An 18,645-nucleotide genomic window follows, 5' to 3' on the forward strand; every position below is an offset into this window, starting at 1 on the left:
CAGCGGGGAGCGATCGAATTCAGTTAACAGAAGCTGTTTCCCGGCGTTCCCGAGCCATCAATGGAAAGCGCGGCGCCGGAACATGTTTCATTCGGCGCGTAAGACCGACAGTGCGGCTTGCAGACCGGCGGGATCGACAGTCACGCCTGCCAGTTCGAGACCCATCTGGACACCGGACAGGGTGCCTGCGAGGGTCAGGTCGTTGAGGTCGCCGAGGTGACCGATCCGGAACACGCGCCCGGACAGCTTGCCGAGACCCGTGCCCAGTGACATATCGAAGCGGTCCAAGATGATTCGGCGCACCTTGTCCGCATCGTGTTCCGCGCCGAGCAGCACGGCGGTCAGCGAACTCGAGTACTCGCGTTCGTTGACACACAGCACCTCGAGCCCCCAGCCACGAACGGCCGCCCTGGTCGCCGCGGCGTGCCGGTTGTGCCTGGCGAAGACGTTGCGCAAGCCCTCCTCTTCGAGCATCAGCAGCGCTTCCCGCAGGCCGTAGAGCAGGTTGGTGGCCGGGGTGTACGGGTAGAAACCGTGCTCGTTGGCGTCGAGGATGGGCGTCCAGTCCCAGTAGGACTTCGACAACCGCGCCATCGGTGCGGCCGCGAGCGCCTTGTCGCTGATCGCGTTGAAGCCGAGGCCCGGTGGCAGCATCAGGCCCTTCTGCGAGCAGCCGACCGTCACGTCGACACCCCAGTCGTCGTGCCGGTAGTCGATGGATCCCAGCGAGGAGATCGTGTCGACCAGTAGCAAGGCGGGGTGGTCCGCCTCGTCGATGGCGGCCCTGATCTCAGGTATCCGGCTGGCGACGCCGGTCGAGGTCTCGTTGTGCACGACCATCACCGCCGCGATGCGGTGCGCGGTGTCCTCGGCCAGCCGCTCGGCGACGACCGCGGCATCGACGCCGCGCCGCCAGTCCCCCGGCACGAAGTCGACGACCAGCCCGAGCCGGTTGGCCATGTCCCGCCACAGGCTGGCGAAATGTCCGGTTTCGAAGGCGAGCACCCGGTCGCCGGGTGAGAGGGTGTTGACCAGCGCGGCCTCCCACGCGCCGGTGCCGGAGGAGGGATAGATGACGACGGGACCAGCCGTGCCGAAGACGGGTTTCACCCGATCCCGAAGGTCGAGGGCGTGTTCGGCGAAGTCGGGGCCGCGGTGGTCGATGGTCGGTTGCGCGATGGCGCGAAGTATCCGGTCCGGGACGTTCGTCGGTCCGGGGATCTGCAGGAAATGCCGTCCGCTATGAGCGGTCATCACATCGTTTCCGTTCCGTGCCGTGATATGGCACACTGTGCCGTGAAAAGGTGCAGCAAGGGTAGGGATGCGCGATGAAGGAGTCAATACCTTGCGAAATGTCCTGAATACGCTTCGCGTGCTCGAAGAGGTCGCGGCCCGCCAACCGATCGGCGTCGGCGAATTGGCGCGGGCGCTGGAGATGCCCAAAAGCTCGGTCCAGCGGGCATTGGTCACGCTGGACGAGGCCGGGTGGATTCGTCCCGCGTCGGGCGAGGTGACCCGGTGGGTGTTGACCACCAAGGCGCTCGCGGTCGGCAGTCGCGCAGGCGGGGATCTCGGACTGCGCGGCGTGGCGCTGCCGATCATGGAGAACCTGCGCAGGCAGACCGAGGAAACCATCCACCTGACCGTTCCCGAGGACAGCAAAATGGTGCTGATCGAGCGGCTGGAAACCGACAAGCCGGTGCGCACCAACATGGCACTAGGCCACTCGCTGCCCATGCACGCCTCCGCCAACGGGAAAGCGGTTCTCGCGCACAGCAATCCGGAGTTCGTCCGGCAACTGCTCGCCGACGAACTACCCCGCTACACCGACACAACCGTCACCGACCCGGAGGAATTACGCGCCGAACTGGCCGTGATCCGGCAGCGAGGATTCGCGGTCAACCGTGGCGAATGGCGCTCCGACGTCGGCGCCGTCGCCGCAGTCGTATTGGGCGACAACGGAAAACCGGTAGCAAGCCTCAGCGTAAACGTGCCCTTCAGCCGCCTCACAGACGAAACGGAGCCCGTATTCGGGGCAGCGGTGAACGCGGCCGCGAACAGCCTCAGCGCACGACTCGGTTAGCTTGCCGCAACCGCGCACCTTCTGAGATCGCACGCGTGTCAGGGCGGCGATTCGGTGTGCGCGAAATCAAAACCTGGGCGGCAACAACGGCGCGCGCGGCCGCAGGCACCCATCGGCGCGCGGCACGGCCAGCCGCAGACACCCCCGCGCAGCTCGGCTAACCACGACTCCCCACCCCATCCCCCTCCCGCGCACACCACTGCCGAGTTGCCATACGTAGCGCCGCCGCGATCGAGGCGAGTCAAAAGGTCGCTTGTTGATCTTTGACAGCGACCTTTTGACTCGCGTCGATGAGGCCAACGACGCGGACTGCGATAGTCAACGGAAGATAACCGCGCCAAGCTACGAGTGCGCCCGCCCTGACGTCCCGTTTCGAATGTGCCTGACCGCTGCAGGCGACAGCCGCACTGACTTTCGGGATCTGCACCGGCTCTCGGGGCCTAGACTCGGTACGGAGCCCGAGAGGTACGGGGAATCAGGGCTTGTGCGGCTCTTACTGGTTCACCACAGTGGTTGTCTGCAATAGGTGTTGCTCGGCGATGTGGGTGCCGAGGCGTTGCAACAGCTCCTCTCCCTCGGTGAAGCAGCGATGGATGTCGGGCTCGATCTCTACTAGTGAATAGGCTGCCGTGAATCCGGCGGACTGTAATCGGGCTTCTGGCAGGATATTTCGGCCGCATACCGCTACCACTGGGACGCCGGCCGCATGGGCTGCAGCGGCGACGCCTGCGGGTGCCTTGCCGTGCAGGGTCTGTTCGTCGAGGGTGCCCTCGCCGGTTACGACCAGGTCCGTGCCGGATAGGTGGTTGCCGAAATCGGCTAGGTCCAGGACCAATTCGATGCCTGGAGCCAGTATGGCGTCGAGTACCGCTACCGCGGCGAAGCCCACTCCCCCGGCGGCGCCCGCTCCTGGGAGGTCTCGGCGGTCGGTGCCGGTGGTCGCGGCGACGATGTCGGCCCAATGGGTGAGTGCGGCATCGAGCGCGGCCACCTGACGATCGTCCGCACCCTTCTGCGGGCCGTAAACAGCTGCCGCACCACGTGAGCCGGTGAGTGGGTTGTCCACGTCGCAGGCGACGGTGAATTCGACACCGGCCAGTCGTTCGCGGAGTGCGGTCAGGTCGATGGTCGCCACGTCCGCCAAAGCCGCTCCGCCGTCACCGATTTCGGCTTTCTCCGCATCGAGTAGCCGGGCACCGGCGGCGCGCAGCATGCCTGCTCCACCGTCGGTGCCCGCGCTACCGCCGACGCCGAGCACCACTCGACGGCAACCGGCGTCGACGGCCGCGGCGATCACCTCACCGGTCCCCCGGCTGGTTGCCGACATCGGGGCGAATTTCCGGTCGGGCAGCCGGAGTAGCCCGGATACGTCCGCCAGTTCCACCACAGCGAGATCGCCGCGCCGGGCGTAGCAGGTGTCGACCGGTTCTCCGGTCGGCCCGGTGGCGACTACCGGGATCGACGCGAACCCGGCCGCCAGGGCTGCCGCAACGGTCCCGTCGCCGCCATCGGCGACCGGGACGACCAGCACCGACGCGTCCGGCAGCACCTGTCGAATACCGGCCGCGACGGCGGCGCCGACCTGTGCGGCGGTCAGCGAACCCTTGAACTTGTCGGGCGCGATGAGTACCCGGGGCATCCCGTCCTCAGTCCAGTAGCGCGGCAGCGGTGGGCGCGTCCGCGGCGGTCTCGGCGAGTTCCTCGAATTCGACGATGTTGTCGATCTCCAAGCCCATCGACACGTTCGTCACCCGTTCGAGGATGCATTCCACGACCACCGGCACCCGGTGTTCGGCGATCAGCTTCTTCGCCTCCTCCAAGGCCGGGCCGATGCCGTCCGGCTCGAAAACTCGAATTGCCTTGCAGCCCAAACCCTCGACGACTTTGACGTGGTCGACGCCGTAGCCTGCGACCTCGGGGCTGTTGATGTTGTCGAAGTCGAGCTGGACGTAGTAGTCCATGCTGAACGCTCGTTGGGCTTGGCGGATCAGCCCCAGGTACGAGTTGTTCACCAGCACATGGATATACGGGATACCGAACTGGGCGCCGACGGCCAATTCCTCGATGAGGAACTGGAAGTCGTAGTCGCCTGACAACGCCACCACCGTGGAATCAGGGTCGGCCGTTGCCACACCCAGTGCGGCCGGCAGGGTCCAGCCGAGCGGGCCTGCCTGGCCCGCGTTGATCCAATGGCGTGGACGGTAGACGTGCAGCATCTGTGCTGCCTGGATCTGGGAGAGGCCGATGGTGCTGACGTAGCGGGTGTCGGGTCCGAACGCCCTGTTCATCTCCTCATAGACACGCTGAGGTTTGATCGGCACATTGTCGAAATGGGTCTTGCGCTGGCCCAGTTGCTTTCGCGCCCGCACCTGCCCGGCCCAGTCGCTGCGATCACGGAGCTTGTTGACGGACGCGAGCTCACGGGCGACCTCGATGAAAACCTGCAACGCGGCACCCGCGTCGGAGGTGATACCGAAGTCCGGCGCGAAGACACGCCCGATCTGCGTCGGCTCGATATCGACATGCACGAAAGTGCGGTCCTTTGTGTAGGTTTCGACGCCACCGGTGTGCCGGTTGGCCCACCTGTTGCCGATACCGAGGACGAAATCGGATTCGAGCATCGTCGCGTTGCCGTAGCGGTGCGAGGTCTGTAGCCCGACCATGCCCGCATACAGCGGATGATCGTCGGGGATCGTGCCCCAACCCATCAGCGTCGGCACCACCGGAACGCCGGTCAGCTCAGCGAATTCGACCAGCAAGCCCGCGGCGTCAGCGTTGACGATGCCACCACCTGCCACGATGAGCGGGCGCTCGGCCGCGTTCAGCATCGCGATCGCCTTTTCGGCCTGAGCGCGGGTCGCGGCGGGACGGTGCACCTGCAGCGGCTCGTATGTCTCGATGTCGAACTCGATTTCCGCAAGCTGCACATCGATCGGCAAGTCGATCAACACCGGACCAGGCCTGCCCTCACGCATCAACCGGAACGCCTTCTGGAACGTGCCAGGAACCTGCGCGGGCTCGAGCACTGTGACTGCCCACTTCGCCACCGGCCCAGCGATCGAGGCGATATCGACGGCTTGGAAGTCTTCCTTGTGTAGCTTCGCCACCGGCGCCTGACCGGTAATGCACAGAATCGGAATGGAATCCGCACTCGCCGAATACAACCCGGTGATCATGTCGGTACCCGCCGGACCCGACGTGCCAATACAAACACCGATGTTGCCCGCAGTGGCACGGGTGTAGCCCTCGGCCATATGCGAGGCAGCCTCGACATGGCGGGCCAGCACATGCCTGATCCCACCATGCGCACGCATCGCACTGTAAAACGGATTGATCGCCGCACCGGGCAAACCGAACGCCTGTGTCGCGCCTTCCTTTTCGAGAATCAACACCGCGGCGTCCGCGGTACGCATCCGTGCCATCGTCAGTTCTCCTTGTCCGCACGCCCACTCAGGCGCTCCACCCCGCGCAGCAGGGCACTGTGGTCGAGTCCGCCGTCACCGCTCGCCTTGGCGGAGGCCATCAACTGTTCGACCAGCGAGCCGACCGGCACCACCACCCCGGCCGCACGGGCCGCGGCCGTCACGATGCCCATGTCCTTGTGGTGCAGGTCGATTCGGAATCCGGGCACGAAGGTTCGGGACAGCATGTTGTGCTGCTTCTGGTCCAGCACCTTCGAGCCGGCCAGGCCGCCGCCGAGCACCCGCAGGGCGGCCTCGATATCCACGCCGTACGCCTCGAGGAAGATCACGGCCTCGGCGAGGGCTTGGATGTTGGCCGCGACGATCAGCTGGTTGGCCGCCTTCACGGTCTGGCCGGAGCCGCTGGGGCCAACGTGCACAACGGTTTTGCCGAGCACGTCGAGGATCGGCTTCGCCTCCTCGAAGTCGGCGGCGTCCCCACCAACCATGATGGACAACGCCGCGTCGACCGCGCCCTTCTCGCCGCCGGAGACCGGGGCGTCCAGCAGCCGGAAGCCGCGCGCGACAGCCTGTTTCGCGAGTTCGACGGTGACATCGGGCCGAATGCTGGAGAAGTCGATGATCAGCGCGCCGGGCTCGGCGCTGTCGAAGACGCCCTTCTCGCCGCCCAGCACCTCCTTGACGTCAGGTGAGTCGGGCACCATCACACAGATCACCTCGGCGCGGTGCACCGCGTCGGCGATCGAGGTGGCGGCGCGCCCGCCCGCGGCGACGAGCGGCGCGGCCTTGGCGACGGTGCGGTTATAGGCGGTCACCGTGTGACCGGCGGTGGCCAGGTGGACGGCCATCGGGCTGCCCATGATGCCGAGCCCGATGAAAGCGATAGTGGTCATGCGTATTCCCTGAAGTTGCGCGGCAGCCACGCGAAGCTGTCGGCGGAGCCTGCGGACGGCTTGTATTCGAGCCCGACCCAGCCGTGGTAGCCGCGAGTCTCGAGTTCGGCGAGTTGCCGTCGCAGCGGAAGTTGGCCGGTGCCTGGCTCATTCCTGCCTGGGCTGTCGGCGATCTGTACGTGCGCGATCCGGGCGGTGTGCTCCGCGATGACCTTGTCGACATCGTCGCCGTTGACGGCCAGGTGATACAGGTCGGCAAGGAGGCCGAGATTCGCCGCGCCCGTGGATGATTGCACCCGATCGATCACCGCGAGCGCTTCGGCGGCGGTCCGCAGCGGGTAGCGATCCGCGCCGCTCACCGGCTCGACCAGCACGGTGCCGCCGATCCGGGCGGCGGCTGTCGCGGCGAGGGCGAGGTTTTCGGTAGCCAGCTCGTCCTGCGCCGCGGCGGATGCCTCGTCGATCCGATTGCCATAGAGCGCGTTGAACGCTCGGCAGCCGAGGCGCTTGCCGATCCCGATGGTGACGTCGATGTTGTCGCGGAATTCGGTGGATCGAGCGGGCCAGGAGAGCAGGCCGCGGTCGCCGTTCGGCATGTCACCGGCGGCGAAGTTCAGGCCGACCAACGACACCCCGGCGTCCTCGATGGCGGCGACGAAGGCATCGACCTCCTGGTCACCGGGAACGGCGCGGTCGAACGGCCACCAGAACTCGACCGCGTCGAAGCCGGCTCGCCGCACCGCTTCCGGCCGTTCGAGCAGCGGCAGCTCGGTGAACAGGATCGAGCAGTTGACCTCATATCGGAGTGAATGGCTCATGGATCCCTCCAGATCAAATTCCACAATGCGGAAGTATTATTCTGATATACGGAATAGCTTAGAAGCAGGTGCTGACGTGGTCAAGGACGATGCGGGCCACAGCCAAGGGCCGAAAGATCGCCGGTAGGCTTCCACCATCCGGAAACATGGAGGTAGCCAGTGACCGCAACGAGCGAAGCCAAGGGACGCACCGGCGGCGTCCAGTCCATCGAGCGCGCGTTCGGGCTGCTCGAGACCATGGCCGACGAGGGCGGCATGATGGGCCTTTCCCAGCTCGCCACCGCCTCCGGCCTGCCGCTGCCCACCATCCACCGGCTCGTGCGCACCCTCGTCGACCTCGGCTACCTCCGCCAGGAGCCGTCGCGTCAATACGTGCTCGGCCCGAAGCTGATCAAGCTCGGCGAATCTTCCGCACACATGCTGAGCCTGCGCGCCCGCCCGCACCTGGCGCGCCTCGTCGACGAACTCGGCGAATCCGCCAACATGGCCATGCTCGACGGCGACCAGATCGTCTACGTCGCCCAGGTCCCGTCCCGCCACTCCATGCGCATGTTCACCGAAGTCGGCCGCCGCGTCCTCCCGCACTGCACCGCCGTCGGCAAAGCCCTACTGGCAGGCATGCCGCCCGAACGCGCCCGAGACCTCCTGCAGCGCAACGGAATGCCCCGCTACACCGAACACACCATCACCGACCCCGAAGAATTCACCCGCCAACTCGCCACCGCCGCCACCAACGGCTACGCCATCGACGACGGCGAACAAGAACTCGGCGTCCGCTGCGTAGCCGTAGCCGTCCCCGAAGCCCCCGCCCACCTAGCCATCTCCATCTCCGGCCCCGTCGGCCGAATGTCCGAACAACTAGTAGACCGAGCCGTCCCCCTACTAACCGAAGTAAGTCGCACCCTCTCCGCCGACCTCCGCTGAAAGTCCTGCTCCCCCAACGAGTCCAGACGTCCGTCAGTACAGACCGAGCAGCTTTCCCATCCAAGTCAACGCCGCTTCGCGATCGTCTTTCGCGATCGAGCGGGTGGCGTACGCAGGCTTGCCGACAAACCGGCGCGATCCCGCCCCGGTCTCCGGTCGCACAGTCCACCACCCGAGTTCCCGCCGCAACTGATATCCGCGTCCCGCGTCCCGTGGGTGCAGCCGCCGCGTGCGCGGGCGGGATAACCCGTGAACCACCCCAACCACCCGATCACGCACACTGACCTTCCCCCGATAATCCGCATAGCGTGCCGATATTCGCAGCATCTGGTCCTCTATCCGCAATCGGAGGGAAAGACGGTCTTCTCGTCCGAGATTTGGCTGAACTCATACGGCCTGCCCTGGATCGTACCGCGCGCGTCGGAATACATCCGCCAAACACCGGGCGTGCAATGCGCAGTCGCGGTATGACCCCGACGCGCAGCCGGAACGATAGTGCTTCGCGCCGGTGCGCCCATCCATCGCCATTCACCAGAGGCATCGCGGCGTTGCAGGCTCAGATAGTAGATGTGCGTCAACGCCGCATCAGTCGGCACCGCAGTGCACTCAGCCCATCCGTACCCTTGAATATTCGGCATCAGAACCGTCGGCTTGCTGAAGGTGAATCCGTTGTCGCACAGTGGTCTACCCACCTCTGTGGCCAATGGCCCGCCAGCAGTGGCGTTTGCGGCATCGCTGCCCACGAGGGCAACAATCGCCAAAAACGCAATCAGTATTGATTTGCACAGGTTTCGCATGGTTCCCCCAAAGAATCTGCGTATCAACGATCCCTCTGGCCCGCCGAGTTCATGCACCCCGAACGACAATGGTAGCCCGATCCCACCGTTTCGAGTGCACTCTTACTGACTATTGGGCATACGAACTGCAGATCGAAATAGGTTGTTGCAGTACGGATTCAATCAGAGCAGGCATTACCTGTGACAGCATTACCAATCGACGTGATACCAGGGCAGGTCATTCTGCTCAATGGAGTATCGCGTTCTGGTAATTCCAGCATCGCTCGGCAACTGTTGGTCGACCTGGATCAACCGTATTTCCATTGGGGTCGGCACCAGCGAGGCAAATGCCGCGGCCCGGTCGGCTCGGATCAAGGCGTATCTCGGTCAGCCGTCGACTGATCGAGCGTTCGACCGGCTTCGCGCCGCACGGCAACCGGATCAGGCACCGCGCGAACCCCTGCGTGGTGGGGGACTAACCGACGTCGCGGCGCAGCCAGGTTACCTCGGCGCCGGATTCGGTTCCGTAGCGGTAGATTTCGAGGTCTTCGTCCCAGGGGGTGCCGAGGGCGCGGTCTATTTCGGTGGCCAGGTCGTAGGTGTTGTATTTGCCGAGTTCGCCGGCGGCTTGGAGCATTGCGCGCAGGCGCATTTCGCCGAGGGTGACGTCGCCGTTGGCGCTGGTGGAACCGTGCCAGAGGCCTAGGCCGGGCACGAAGCAATACCGCTCACCGTCTACTCCTTCGCTGGGGTCTTCGGTGACCTCGAAACGCAGTACGGGCCAGGAGCGCAACGATTGGGCGATGCGGGCGGCGGTGCCTACCGGGCCCATCCATTCGCTGGTCGCGCGGAGTTGGCCGTCGGCGGGTTGGGCGGTCCAGCGCAGCTTCGCGGGTGAGCCGAGAGCGGAGGTGAGTGCCCATTCGACGTGCGGGCACACCGCAGCGGGCGACGAGTGGATGTACACCACACCCGCCGTCACGTCCGCGAACTGACTCGATGCGCGCACTACTAACACCTCCAGCGTCGACGGGGAACGTCTTCCCCAACGAGCCCGTCTGCTGGTGTTGCCTGAGTGTACTGGAGTGCCCGATGTTACGTGTGTTACTTCACCGCCGTGTTGCGTGGGAGTGTCGCCTCCGCAATAACGGCATCACTGAGGGGCGGCCAGGCTGCTCTGGCCCAGTCGCCGAAATTCTGGTCGGTCAATACAAGACACGCCAACGACGACGCGGGGTCAACCCACAAAAACGTGCCGGACTGCCCGAAATGACCATAAGTTCCCCCGGAATTGGTGCTACCTGTCCAATGCGGAGTCTTCCCGTCGCGAATCTCGAAACCCAGACCCCAGTCATTGGGGCGCTGCGAGCCGTAACCGGGGAGCACGCCATTGAGGCCGGGGAATTGAACAGAGGTCGCCGCGGCGTGCGTCTGCGCCGAGATCAACCGCGGGTCCAGCAATTCCGCCGCGAACCGCGCCAGGTCGGCGGCGGTGGACCGCCCCGCGTGCCCGGCGGGCCCGGCGAGCACCGAACCGGTCATGCCCAGCGGCTCGAACACGGCGTCGTGCAGGTATTCGTCGAACGCGATCCCGGTCTGCTCGGTGACGAACCGCGCGAGCACCTCGAATCCCATGCTCGAGTAGATGCGGCGGGCGCCGGGGGCGGCCTGGATGTCGCTGGTGTCGAAGGCGAGGCCCGAGGTGTGCGCGAGCAGATGCCGCACGGTCGATCCCGGCGGGCCCGCGGGCTGATCGAGCTCGACCGCCCCCTCCTCCACCGCGACGAGCACCGCATAGGCCACCAGCGGCTTGGTCACCGAGGCGAGCGGGAACACCCGGTTCACCTCGCCCTCGTGCACTGTCTGTCCGTCGCCGGTGACGACCGCGGCGGCCGCGTGCCGAACCGGCCAATCCCTGATCTGCTCGAGTGAACCCACTCAGCGAGCGTACGAGAAGAACGCCGCTACCATCGAACGACCATGAGTGAAAAGCTAACGATCCACGGCGAGGTCGAGTCCGGCTTCGAGCCCGTCGCCGACGCGTTCCGGCGCAATTTCGCCCAGCACGGCGAAATCGGTGCCGCCGTCGCGGTGTACGCGGGCGATCGGCCGGTGGTGGATCTGTGGGCAGGCCATCGCGATCGGCACCGGACCCTGCCGTGGGAACGCGACACGATCGTCCCGGTGTTCTCCTCGACGAAGGGCATGGCCGCGTTCACGCTCGCGGCGGCGGTGTCGAAGGGACTGCTCGACTACGAGCAGCCGGTGGCGAAGTACTGGCCCGAGTTCGCCGCGCAGGGCAAGGACTCGGTCACCGTGCGGCAGCTGATCGACCATCAGGCCGGGCTGTCGACCCTGGACCCGGTAGTTGGGCTGAGCCAGATCGCCGACCTGGACGGGCTCGCGCCGATCCTGGCGGCGCAGAAGCCCGCGTGGCGGCCGGGCACTCGACACGGCTACCACGCGATCACCCTCGGCCTGTATCAAGGCGAATTGCTGCGCCGGGTCGACCCGCAGCACCGCACGCTCGGCCGAATCTTCGCCGAGGAGTTCGCGAAACCGCTCGGCTTGGACTTCTTCATCGGCCTGCCCGCCGACCAAGGGTTGGAACGCATCGCCACCATGGCCGCCACCCGCGGCCTCGAAGCCCTGCGTTACGAGCGCGACTTCCCGCTGCGCATCGGTGCCGAGATGGCCGCCAAACGCGGGTTCGCCTACGCGGCGCTGAGCAATCCGCGCACCGGTAGTCCCGCACGGGCGACGCGACGCGAATTCCTCGAGGTGGAACTGCCCGGCTCCAACGGCGTCGGCAATGCCCGATCGCTGGCCCGCGTCTACGGTGCCGCGGCGGGACGCACCGGCGCGCTCCCGATCGATGACAGCGTGCTCGGCCGGTTGGCGGCAGCGGACACCGCCGACGATGTCCCCGCCGCAGACTTGGTGCTGCACATCAAGACTCGCTACCACCTCGGCTTCCGCAAATCCGGCGGCGAGTTTCGCTTCGGCTCCGACAAGCGCGCCTACGGCACCACCGGCCTCGGCGGCTCCTTCGGATTCGCCGACCCCGCAACGGGTCTCGGCTTCGGCTACTCGATGAACCGGCTCGGCCTCGCCGTGCTGGACGACGTCCGCAGCCGCAACCTCCGCCAGGCCTTGCTCCGCTGCACGCGCTGAACGGTCAATTACTCAGCGCCACACAGAGATCCTCGTACGGCCCAACCAGCGCGAGCAGTTGCCGCGATGTTCGGCCATCCTTCGACGTCCACGCACGAGATCGTCAGCAACTTGGTGCCTCGGGCATTGGTGCGCGGCGCGGCGTGCGTCGCCGATTGCCTGATGCGGTGACTGGTTCGGCTGTGTGGGGTGTCGGCCCTGAGGATTTCGACTCTCCTGCCGCGGCTGTGTTGTGGCGGGCCTACTACACCGAGGTCAGTGACCGCTGGTATCAGCTGCACGAAGGACGGGTGACCGATCCGGCGGAACTCGAGCGCGAGATCGCGGCGGCGACGGGGGCCGAACTCGCGCCGCCACACGGGGTATTGCTGGTCGCGCGGTATGGCGGCGAACCGGTCGGGACGGCCGGGATACGCCTGCTCGATGACGCGACCGCGGAGCTGAGTCGGATGTTCCTGCTCGCGGACATGCGGGGAAAGGGCGGTGCCGCGCTTCTCGGCGCGGCCGCCGAACATCAGGCGCGCCTGCTCGGCGCCGAACGGATCGTGCTCGATACCCGGCTCGATCTGGTGGAGGCCAGGGCGCTGTACGCCCGGCTCGGATACACAGAGTCGACGCCACACAACGACGAGGTGTATGCGGAGTGCTGGTACAGCAAGAGGCTTTAGCCGAGCCCCAGTCCTGCCTACACTGACGATGGCTCCACCATCTTCAGCGATCGATCGATACCCGAACACGGAATCGAGGGACCTCGTGGCAGAGCAGCCCGCAACCATCGACACCTACATCGCCGCGTTTCCCGAAGACGTGCGCGGCATCCTCGAGCAAATCCGGCACACCATTCATCGTGCCCTGCCGGACGCGACCGAGGCGATCAGCTACGACATCCCGACCTTCAAGGTGAACGGCCACAACACCGTCCACTTCGCCGGCTGGAAGAAACACATCAGCCTCTACCCCATCCCCGACGGCGACAAAGCCTTCAACCGCGCCGTAGAACCATACCGAGCTGGCAAAGGAACGCTGAAGTTCCCGCTCACCAAACCCATCCCATACGACTTGATCGCCCAAATCGCGACGACGCTGGCAACCCGCGCCTGAGGTTCAAGCGGCAGCGCATACAACCAATCTGTACACGGCGCGGGAGCGCCAGCGACCAAGCCCAATGGACACAGTGGGCTTGTGACCTAGCCGAGCGTCAGCTCGGCGTAGTCACAAGCACGCTGGCTGTTTACCAGTCGGCTTCGGTGTACTTGATGATGCCGCGGATGTTCTTCCCGTCCAGCATGTCCTGGTAGCCCTGGTTGATCTCCTCCAGGGCGTAGGTGCGGGTCACCATGTCGTCGAGGTTGAGCTGGCCCGCCTTGTAGAGCCGGAGCAGGTTCGGCGCGTCCTGACGCGCGTTGCCGCCGCCGAAGATGGTGCCCTTCACGGTCTTCTGCAGCATGGACAGCAGGAAGCTGTTCATCTTGACGTCACCGGCGTCCATCCGGCCCATCGAGGTGACCACGAGTGTGCCCGCCTTGCCGGTGAGGATCAGGCCCTCTTCGACGTAGTCGCCGTGCATTTCGCCCATGGTGAGAATGACCTTCTCGGCCATCCGTCCCTCGGTGGCCTCCATCAGCGGCATGATCGCGGCGGCCATGCTCTCGTAGGTGTGCGTGGCGCCGAACTTTTGCGCCTGCTCGCGCTTCCACGGGTTCGGGTCGATGGCAACGACTTTCGACGCACCGGAGAGCACCGCGCCCTGCAGCGCGCTCATGCCGACGCCGCCGATGCCCGCGATCACCACGGTCTCACCGGGCTCGACCTGCGCGACATGGGTGGCGGAGCCGAAACCGGTCGGCACGCCGCAGCCGACCAGGCAGGCAACTTCGAACGGGATACTCGGATCGATCTTCACGACCGAGGTGTGGTGCACCGTCATGTACGGCGCGAACGTACCGAGCAGGCACATCGGGATGACGTTCTCGCCACGCGCCTGGATCCGGTAGGTGCCGTCGCTGATCGCCTGACCCATCAGCAGGCCCGCGCCCAGATCGCACAGCGCCATGTTGCCGCTCACGCAGGACGGACAGCGCCCGCACGCGGGGATGAACGACAGGATGACATGGTCACCCACCGCCAGATCGGCGGGGCAGTTCGGCCCGAGCTTGGTGATCACACCCGCGCCCTCGTGGCCGCCCATCACCGGGAAGGCCGGCATCGGCGTCGCACCGGTGACGATGTGGTGGTCCGAATGGCACATGCCCGCTGTTTCCAGTCGGATCTGCACCTCACCGGAAACCGGATCGCCGACCTCGATCTCTTCTACCGACCACTGTTGGTCGATCCCCCACAGGATCGCGCCCTTCGTCTTCATTCCTGTCGACCCTCTCGCATGCACGTGCTTATATGTGACTGCACCCACACTAAGCCAAAAGTGGAACGCGTTCTAGTACCGAGTTGGAAATTCAGCGGTATGGGCGATCGAGGGTCCGGAACACGTTCTAGTCTTGGGTGGCAATCAGCCGCGCACGTCGTGCACGTGGTGGACGAGATCGTGGATGAAATAGCGCGCGAACGAGTCGACCGTGAAGGTCGCACCGTCGCTGCGCTCGCCACGACGATCGCGCTCGGCAGCAGGCACGGACTCGAAGGACCGCGCGACCACGGCGGCCGCCTCGGCGAGTTCGGTGGCGACCGACGCCGGGTCCTGCTCGCCGTAGCGGTCGGTCACGGCGGTCTCGTCCTGATCCCAGTTCGCGAAGCGCGGGACCGTGCCGTCCGTCGCGCCGCGCAGCATCTGCTGGAGCCGGACCTCGAAGAGCCGGCAGACATCGCGCACGTGCGCGCCATACTCCAGCGGCGACCAGGTCGAGTCGTCCGGCCGGACCCTGGCATCGGGACGGGCGAGCACCTCGGCGAATCGGGACGCACTCTCGCGCGTCAACGGCGGCACGTCCGCGTAGTCGATCGCGGCGGGATCGAATCCGCAATCGGCACAGGCACGTTCGAGCACCCAGGTCCAGTTCTTCGTATCAGGCACGATCGGCATGCGCCCAACCTAACCTGGCCGAATATCGCCAACCACAGATATTCGGTCGATTGTCGGCAACATTGCGACAATTACTCCATCAGGCCGTGCGCGCGCTCGAACAGCTCCAGCGTGATGGCGTGCAGGAAGTCGCCGACCTGCTTGGGCGCCTTGCCCGCGAACGCGCGGGCGTGCGTGCCCTCCAGCACGATGCCGAGCTTGAAACAGGCGAGCACGGTGTACCAGGGCACGGCGCTGAGATCGCGGTCGGAGAACTTTCCGTAGTGAGCGACCATCTCCTCGGGGGACGGCAGCCCGCCCGCGGCGCCGAGCTTGCCGACCAGCGCGGCGCCGGTGCTGCCCGGTTCCGGCCTGGTCGCGATCTGCCAGCCCAGATCGAGCAGCGGATCGCCGATGGTGGACATCTCCCAGTCGACCATGGCCGCCACCTGCGGGCCGTCGTAGGAGAACATCATGTTCGCGAGATGACAGTCGCCGTGCAGGATGCCCGGGGTCCACTGCGCGGGCCGATTACGGTCCAGCCACTCGCCGACCCGCTCGACGCCAGGGATCTCCGGCCCGGGGTAACCCTCGTTGGCCGAGTACGACGCGAGTTCGCCGAGCCAGCGCGGCACCTGACGCTCCAGGAAGCCGTCGGGCTTGCCGTAGTCGGACAGTCCGAGGGCCTGATAGTCGAGCGCGCCGAGCCGGGCGATGGCCTCGACCGCGGACACGCCCATCTCCTTGCGGATCGCCGGATCGCCCGCGTGCAACTCCGGCAGCTCGTTGGCCGGATTGAAGCCGTCGATCGGCTCCATCAGATAGAAGACCGCACCGATCACCGAGTCGTCGGGGCAGGCCGCGATCACCCGCGGCGCGCGCACATCGGTGCCGTTGATCGCGGCGAGCAACCTGGCCTCGCGCCGGATCACGTCGTTGCTCTTGGTGCGCAGATGCTTCGGGCCGCGGCGCAGCACATAGTCCGCGCCACCGCGACCGAACCGGAGCATGACGTTCTGCGTCCCGCCGCCGAGCGCGGTCACCTCCTCGAATTCGCCTGCGGGCAGGCCTTGCTCATCCATCCACTTGCCGACGAGGGCGAAGTCGACGAGTGCACGATCCACGCCAACCGGTTGCGCAACAGACATGCTCAACATTGTGCACCACCCGCCGCAGCCAACTGAAGGCACTAGACAACAGTTGGGCCCCACCGGCGCGGCGTAGGGTTTCGGGCACCATGCGCACGTTGTTGATCGACAATTACGACTCGTTCACCTACAACCTGTATCAGCTGATCAGCGAGGTGAACGGCATCGAGCCGACTGTCGTGCGCAATGACGAGGTCGGCGAGCTGGAATTGGCCCGCTTCGACAACATCGTCATCTCGCCGGGACCGGGCCGGCCGGACGTCGCTCGCGATGTCGGCATCTCGGCGGCGGTGATCGGCGAGACGGACCTGCCATTGCTCGGCGTGTGCCTCGGGCATCAGGGCATCGTCGTCGCCGCGGGCGGAACGGTCGCGATCGCGCCTGCCGCCCGGCACGGCTACCTCGACCGGATCGAGCACGACGACCAGGACCTGTTCGCGGGTCTGCCCCAGGGGTTCACCGCCGTCCGGTACCACTCGCTGTGTGCCGAGCGGCCGCTGCCGGACAGCCTGGAAATCACCGCGACAGCCGCCGACGGCGTGATCATGGGGGTGCGGCATCGCACGCGACCGCAATGGGGTGTGCAGTTCCATCCCGAGTCGATCGCCAGCGAATTCGGCGCCGCGCTACTGCGCAACTTCGCGAAACTGACTGCGGCACACCGGGCTCGGGCGACCGGCCGGGCCACGGCGGCGCAGCGAGGCGACCTGGTGACCATGCGGCTGCGTCCCGTCACCGTCGCCGCGCCGGTCGCGCAATCTCGTTCGGAGACAACACTGTCCACGACGGCGCCCGAGCAGTTCCCAGCCCTTGTCGAGCAATTCGGTGCGCTGGGCAGCGGATTACTCAGCGGCGCCGCCGCTTCGGCGCGATCCGGCGTTGCCGACCGCTACGGCGGTGCACCGCGCCATTGGCAACTGCAGCACGCCGTGCTCGACCGGGCAATCGATACCGAGAGCGCGTTCGTCCGGCTGTATGGCAACTCCCCCACCGCTTTCTGGCTCGACAGCGAGCACGTCGAGCCGGGCCTTGACCGATTCTCGTTCCTGGGTGACGCGAGCGGACCGCTGGCGGAGGTGGTGCGCTACCGGGTCGGCACCGGCGAGGTGACCGTCGAATCGTCGGACGGCAATCGGCGCGTTGTCGCGGGCGGGGTGCTCGACTATCTGGCCGCCGAATTGCGGCTGCGCCACCTCGAACTTCCCGATCTGCCTTTCGATTTCGCGGGCGGCTACGTCGGATACCTGGGTTACGAGGTGAAGGCCGATTGCGGCGGGCGGACGGCCCATCGGGCGCCGACACCGGACGCGCAATGGATCTTCGCCGACCGGATCGTGGTGGTCGATCACGTCGGCGGCCGCACCCACCTACTGTCGCTGACGGATTCGACGGCGGACTCGTTGCGCGCGGGCGCCGATTGGCTGCGTGATACCGGGGAAACCCTGGAAACCCTTCCGACGTGGGCGAATCCACCGACGCTCGACGTGCCGTCGGACGGCGATGTCGTCGAGCCGCTGCTCACCCGCGGCCGGGACCGCTACCTCGCCGACATCGCGGTCTGCCGGGAACGGCTGCTCGCGGGCGAGTCGTACGAGGTCTGCCTCACCGACAGCGTGACCGTGCCTGCCGTCGAGGACGGCGGCCTCGACTTCTACCGCACGCTGCGGCGCTGCAATCCGGCGCCGTACGCGGCCTACCTGCGGTTCGACGACCTCGAAATCGCCTGCTCCTCACCGGAACGCTTCCTCAAGATCGACCGGAGCCACACGGTGGAGAGCAAGCCGATCAAGGGCACCGCCCCGCGCGGCGGCACGCCCGCCGAGGACGAGCGGCTGGCCCGCGAACTGGCCGACAGCCCGAAGACCAGGGCCGAGAACCTGATGATCGTCGACCTGCTGCGCAACGACCTCGGCCGGGTATGCGAGATCGGCAGCGTGCACGTGCCGAAGCTGATGGCCATCGAGTCGTATATGACCATGCACCAGCTGGTTTCGACGGTGCGCGGCACGCTGCGCCCCGGCGTCGGCGTGATCGACTGCCTGCGCGCCTGTTTCCCCGGCGGCTCGATGACCGGGGCACCGAAGCTGCGCACCATGGAGATCATCGACGAGCTGGAGACCGAAGCGCGCGGCATCTATTCGGGCACCATCGGCTTCCTCGGGCTAAGCGGCACCGCCGACCTCAACATCGTCATCCGCACCGCCGTCCGCTACGACGGACGCTGGCGCATCGGCGCGGGCGGCGCCATCGTGCTCGACTCCGACCCCGAAGACGAGTACCACGAAATGGTACTCAAGGCCGCCGCCACCCTCCGCGCCGCAGCGGACCACGTCGCCCACTGAGGGGACCCACCGGCCTGCCAGTCGCACAAGGCCCCCGCACCCTGTGAGA

18 protein-coding genes are annotated in these 18,645 nt (G+C 66.3%); 7 read left to right on the forward strand and 11 right to left on the reverse strand.

Features of this window, described 5'->3' with window-relative positions; translation table 11 throughout:
- Window positions 1–87 precede the first annotated feature (87 nt).
- Window positions 88–1,254: a pyridoxal-phosphate-dependent aminotransferase family protein gene (locus ACIA8C_RS23585; RefSeq protein WP_397138073.1), complete on the reverse strand. Its 1,167-nt coding sequence runs from the start codon at window positions 1,252–1,254 to the stop codon at window positions 88–90.
- Window positions 1,255–1,345: 91 nt separating this feature from the next.
- On the opposite strand from ACIA8C_RS23585, the gene ACIA8C_RS23590 reads away from it, so the two are divergent.
- Window positions 1,346–2,083 (forward strand): IclR family transcriptional regulator, encoded by a 738-nt coding sequence (locus ACIA8C_RS23590; protein ID WP_397138075.1) that lies wholly within the window; start codon window positions 1,346–1,348, stop codon window positions 2,081–2,083.
- Window positions 2,084–2,576: 493 nt separating this feature from the next.
- On the opposite strand, the gene ACIA8C_RS23595 is transcribed toward ACIA8C_RS23590, so the two are convergent.
- Genes ACIA8C_RS23595 through ACIA8C_RS23610 form a run of 4 tightly spaced genes read right to left on the reverse strand, consistent with a single transcriptional unit; the run spans window position 2,577 to window position 7,216 of the window.
- Window positions 2,577–3,722 carry a glycerate kinase gene (locus ACIA8C_RS23595; RefSeq protein WP_397138077.1) on the reverse strand — a complete coding sequence of 382 codons (1,146 nt, stop codon included), beginning with the start codon at window positions 3,720–3,722 and terminating at the stop codon, window positions 2,577–2,579.
- 7 nt (window positions 3,723–3,729) lie between these two features.
- Window positions 3,730–5,505: a glyoxylate carboligase gene (gcl, locus tag ACIA8C_RS23600; protein WP_397138079.1), complete on the reverse strand. Its 1,776-nt coding sequence runs from the start codon at window positions 5,503–5,505 to the stop codon at window positions 3,730–3,732.
- A 2-nt stretch (window positions 5,506–5,507) separates the two neighbouring features.
- A complete protein-coding gene (locus tag ACIA8C_RS23605; protein WP_397138081.1) occupies window positions 5,508–6,398 on the reverse strand; it encodes a 2-hydroxy-3-oxopropionate reductase in 891 nt (296 codons plus the stop codon).
- Window positions 6,395–7,216, reverse strand: a complete 822-nt coding sequence (locus ACIA8C_RS23610) for a hydroxypyruvate isomerase family protein (RefSeq protein ID WP_397138083.1) — start codon at window positions 7,214–7,216, stop codon at window positions 6,395–6,397. Before ACIA8C_RS23610 ends, ACIA8C_RS23605 begins: the two co-directional genes overlap by 4 nt.
- 159 nt (window positions 7,217–7,375) lie before the next feature.
- Between ACIA8C_RS23610 and ACIA8C_RS23615 the strand changes: the two genes are divergently transcribed.
- Window positions 7,376–8,140 (forward strand): IclR family transcriptional regulator, encoded by a 765-nt coding sequence (locus ACIA8C_RS23615; RefSeq protein WP_397138085.1) that lies wholly within the window; start codon window positions 7,376–7,378, stop codon window positions 8,138–8,140.
- Window positions 8,141–8,475: 335 nt separating this feature from the next.
- Here the strand turns inward: ACIA8C_RS23615 and ACIA8C_RS23620 are convergent, their stop codons facing one another.
- On the reverse strand, window positions 8,476–8,994 hold the full coding sequence (locus ACIA8C_RS23620) for a hypothetical protein (protein ID WP_397138087.1): 519 nt from the start codon (window positions 8,992–8,994) through the stop codon (window positions 8,476–8,478).
- A gap of 144 nt (window positions 8,995–9,138) precedes the next feature.
- On the opposite strand from ACIA8C_RS23620, the gene ACIA8C_RS23625 reads away from it, so the two are divergent.
- The gene (locus ACIA8C_RS23625) at window positions 9,139–9,318 is read left to right on the forward strand and encodes a hypothetical protein (protein WP_397138171.1); all 180 of its coding nucleotides are present in this window, start codon (window positions 9,139–9,141) and stop codon (window positions 9,316–9,318) included.
- A 73-nt stretch (window positions 9,319–9,391) separates the two neighbouring features.
- Here the strand turns inward: ACIA8C_RS23625 and ACIA8C_RS23630 are convergent, their stop codons facing one another.
- Window positions 9,392–9,925 (reverse strand): DUF3145 domain-containing protein, encoded by a 534-nt coding sequence (locus tag ACIA8C_RS23630; protein WP_397138089.1) that lies wholly within the window; start codon window positions 9,923–9,925, stop codon window positions 9,392–9,394.
- 95 nt (window positions 9,926–10,020) lie between these two features.
- Window positions 10,021–10,854: a serine hydrolase domain-containing protein gene (locus ACIA8C_RS23635; RefSeq protein WP_397138091.1), complete on the reverse strand. Its 834-nt coding sequence runs from the start codon at window positions 10,852–10,854 to the stop codon at window positions 10,021–10,023.
- A 42-nt stretch (window positions 10,855–10,896) separates the two neighbouring features.
- On the opposite strand from ACIA8C_RS23635, the gene ACIA8C_RS23640 reads away from it, so the two are divergent.
- From ACIA8C_RS23640 to ACIA8C_RS23650, 3 genes are all read left to right on the forward strand, one after another.
- The gene (locus ACIA8C_RS23640) at window positions 10,897–12,090 is read left to right on the forward strand and encodes a serine hydrolase domain-containing protein (protein WP_397138093.1); all 1,194 of its coding nucleotides are present in this window, start codon (window positions 10,897–10,899) and stop codon (window positions 12,088–12,090) included.
- 167 nt (window positions 12,091–12,257) lie between these two features.
- Window positions 12,258–12,758 (forward strand): GNAT family N-acetyltransferase, encoded by a 501-nt coding sequence (locus ACIA8C_RS23645; RefSeq protein WP_397138095.1) that lies wholly within the window; start codon window positions 12,258–12,260, stop codon window positions 12,756–12,758.
- A gap of 85 nt (window positions 12,759–12,843) precedes the next feature.
- A complete protein-coding gene (locus ACIA8C_RS23650) occupies window positions 12,844–13,191 on the forward strand; it encodes an iron chaperone (RefSeq protein WP_397138097.1) in 348 nt (115 codons plus the stop codon).
- Between the two features lie 130 nt (window positions 13,192–13,321).
- On the opposite strand, the gene ACIA8C_RS23655 is transcribed toward ACIA8C_RS23650, so the two are convergent.
- From ACIA8C_RS23655 to ACIA8C_RS23665, 3 genes are all read right to left on the reverse strand, one after another.
- Window positions 13,322–14,452 carry an NDMA-dependent alcohol dehydrogenase gene (locus ACIA8C_RS23655; protein WP_396989453.1) on the reverse strand — a complete coding sequence of 377 codons (1,131 nt, stop codon included), beginning with the start codon at window positions 14,450–14,452 and terminating at the stop codon, window positions 13,322–13,324.
- A gap of 144 nt (window positions 14,453–14,596) precedes the next feature.
- Complete coding sequence (locus tag ACIA8C_RS23660; protein WP_397138099.1) at window positions 14,597–15,127, reverse strand: DinB family protein; 531 nt, start codon at window positions 15,125–15,127, stop codon at window positions 14,597–14,599.
- A gap of 71 nt (window positions 15,128–15,198) precedes the next feature.
- On the reverse strand, window positions 15,199–16,263 hold the full coding sequence (locus ACIA8C_RS23665) for a phosphotransferase family protein (protein WP_397138101.1): 1,065 nt from the start codon (window positions 16,261–16,263) through the stop codon (window positions 15,199–15,201).
- Between the two features lie 80 nt (window positions 16,264–16,343).
- Here ACIA8C_RS23665 and pabB point away from each other — a divergent pair, with 80 nt between their 5' ends.
- Window positions 16,344–18,596, forward strand: coding sequence for an aminodeoxychorismate synthase component I (gene pabB / locus ACIA8C_RS23670; protein ID WP_397138103.1), 2,253 nt, complete (start codon window positions 16,344–16,346; stop codon window positions 18,594–18,596).
- The last annotated feature ends 49 nt before the right edge of the window (window positions 18,597–18,645 follow it).

The organism is Nocardia sp. NPDC051321 (genome assembly GCF_044455225.1).
Classification (GTDB): domain Bacteria; phylum Actinomycetota; class Actinomycetes; order Mycobacteriales; family Mycobacteriaceae; genus Nocardia.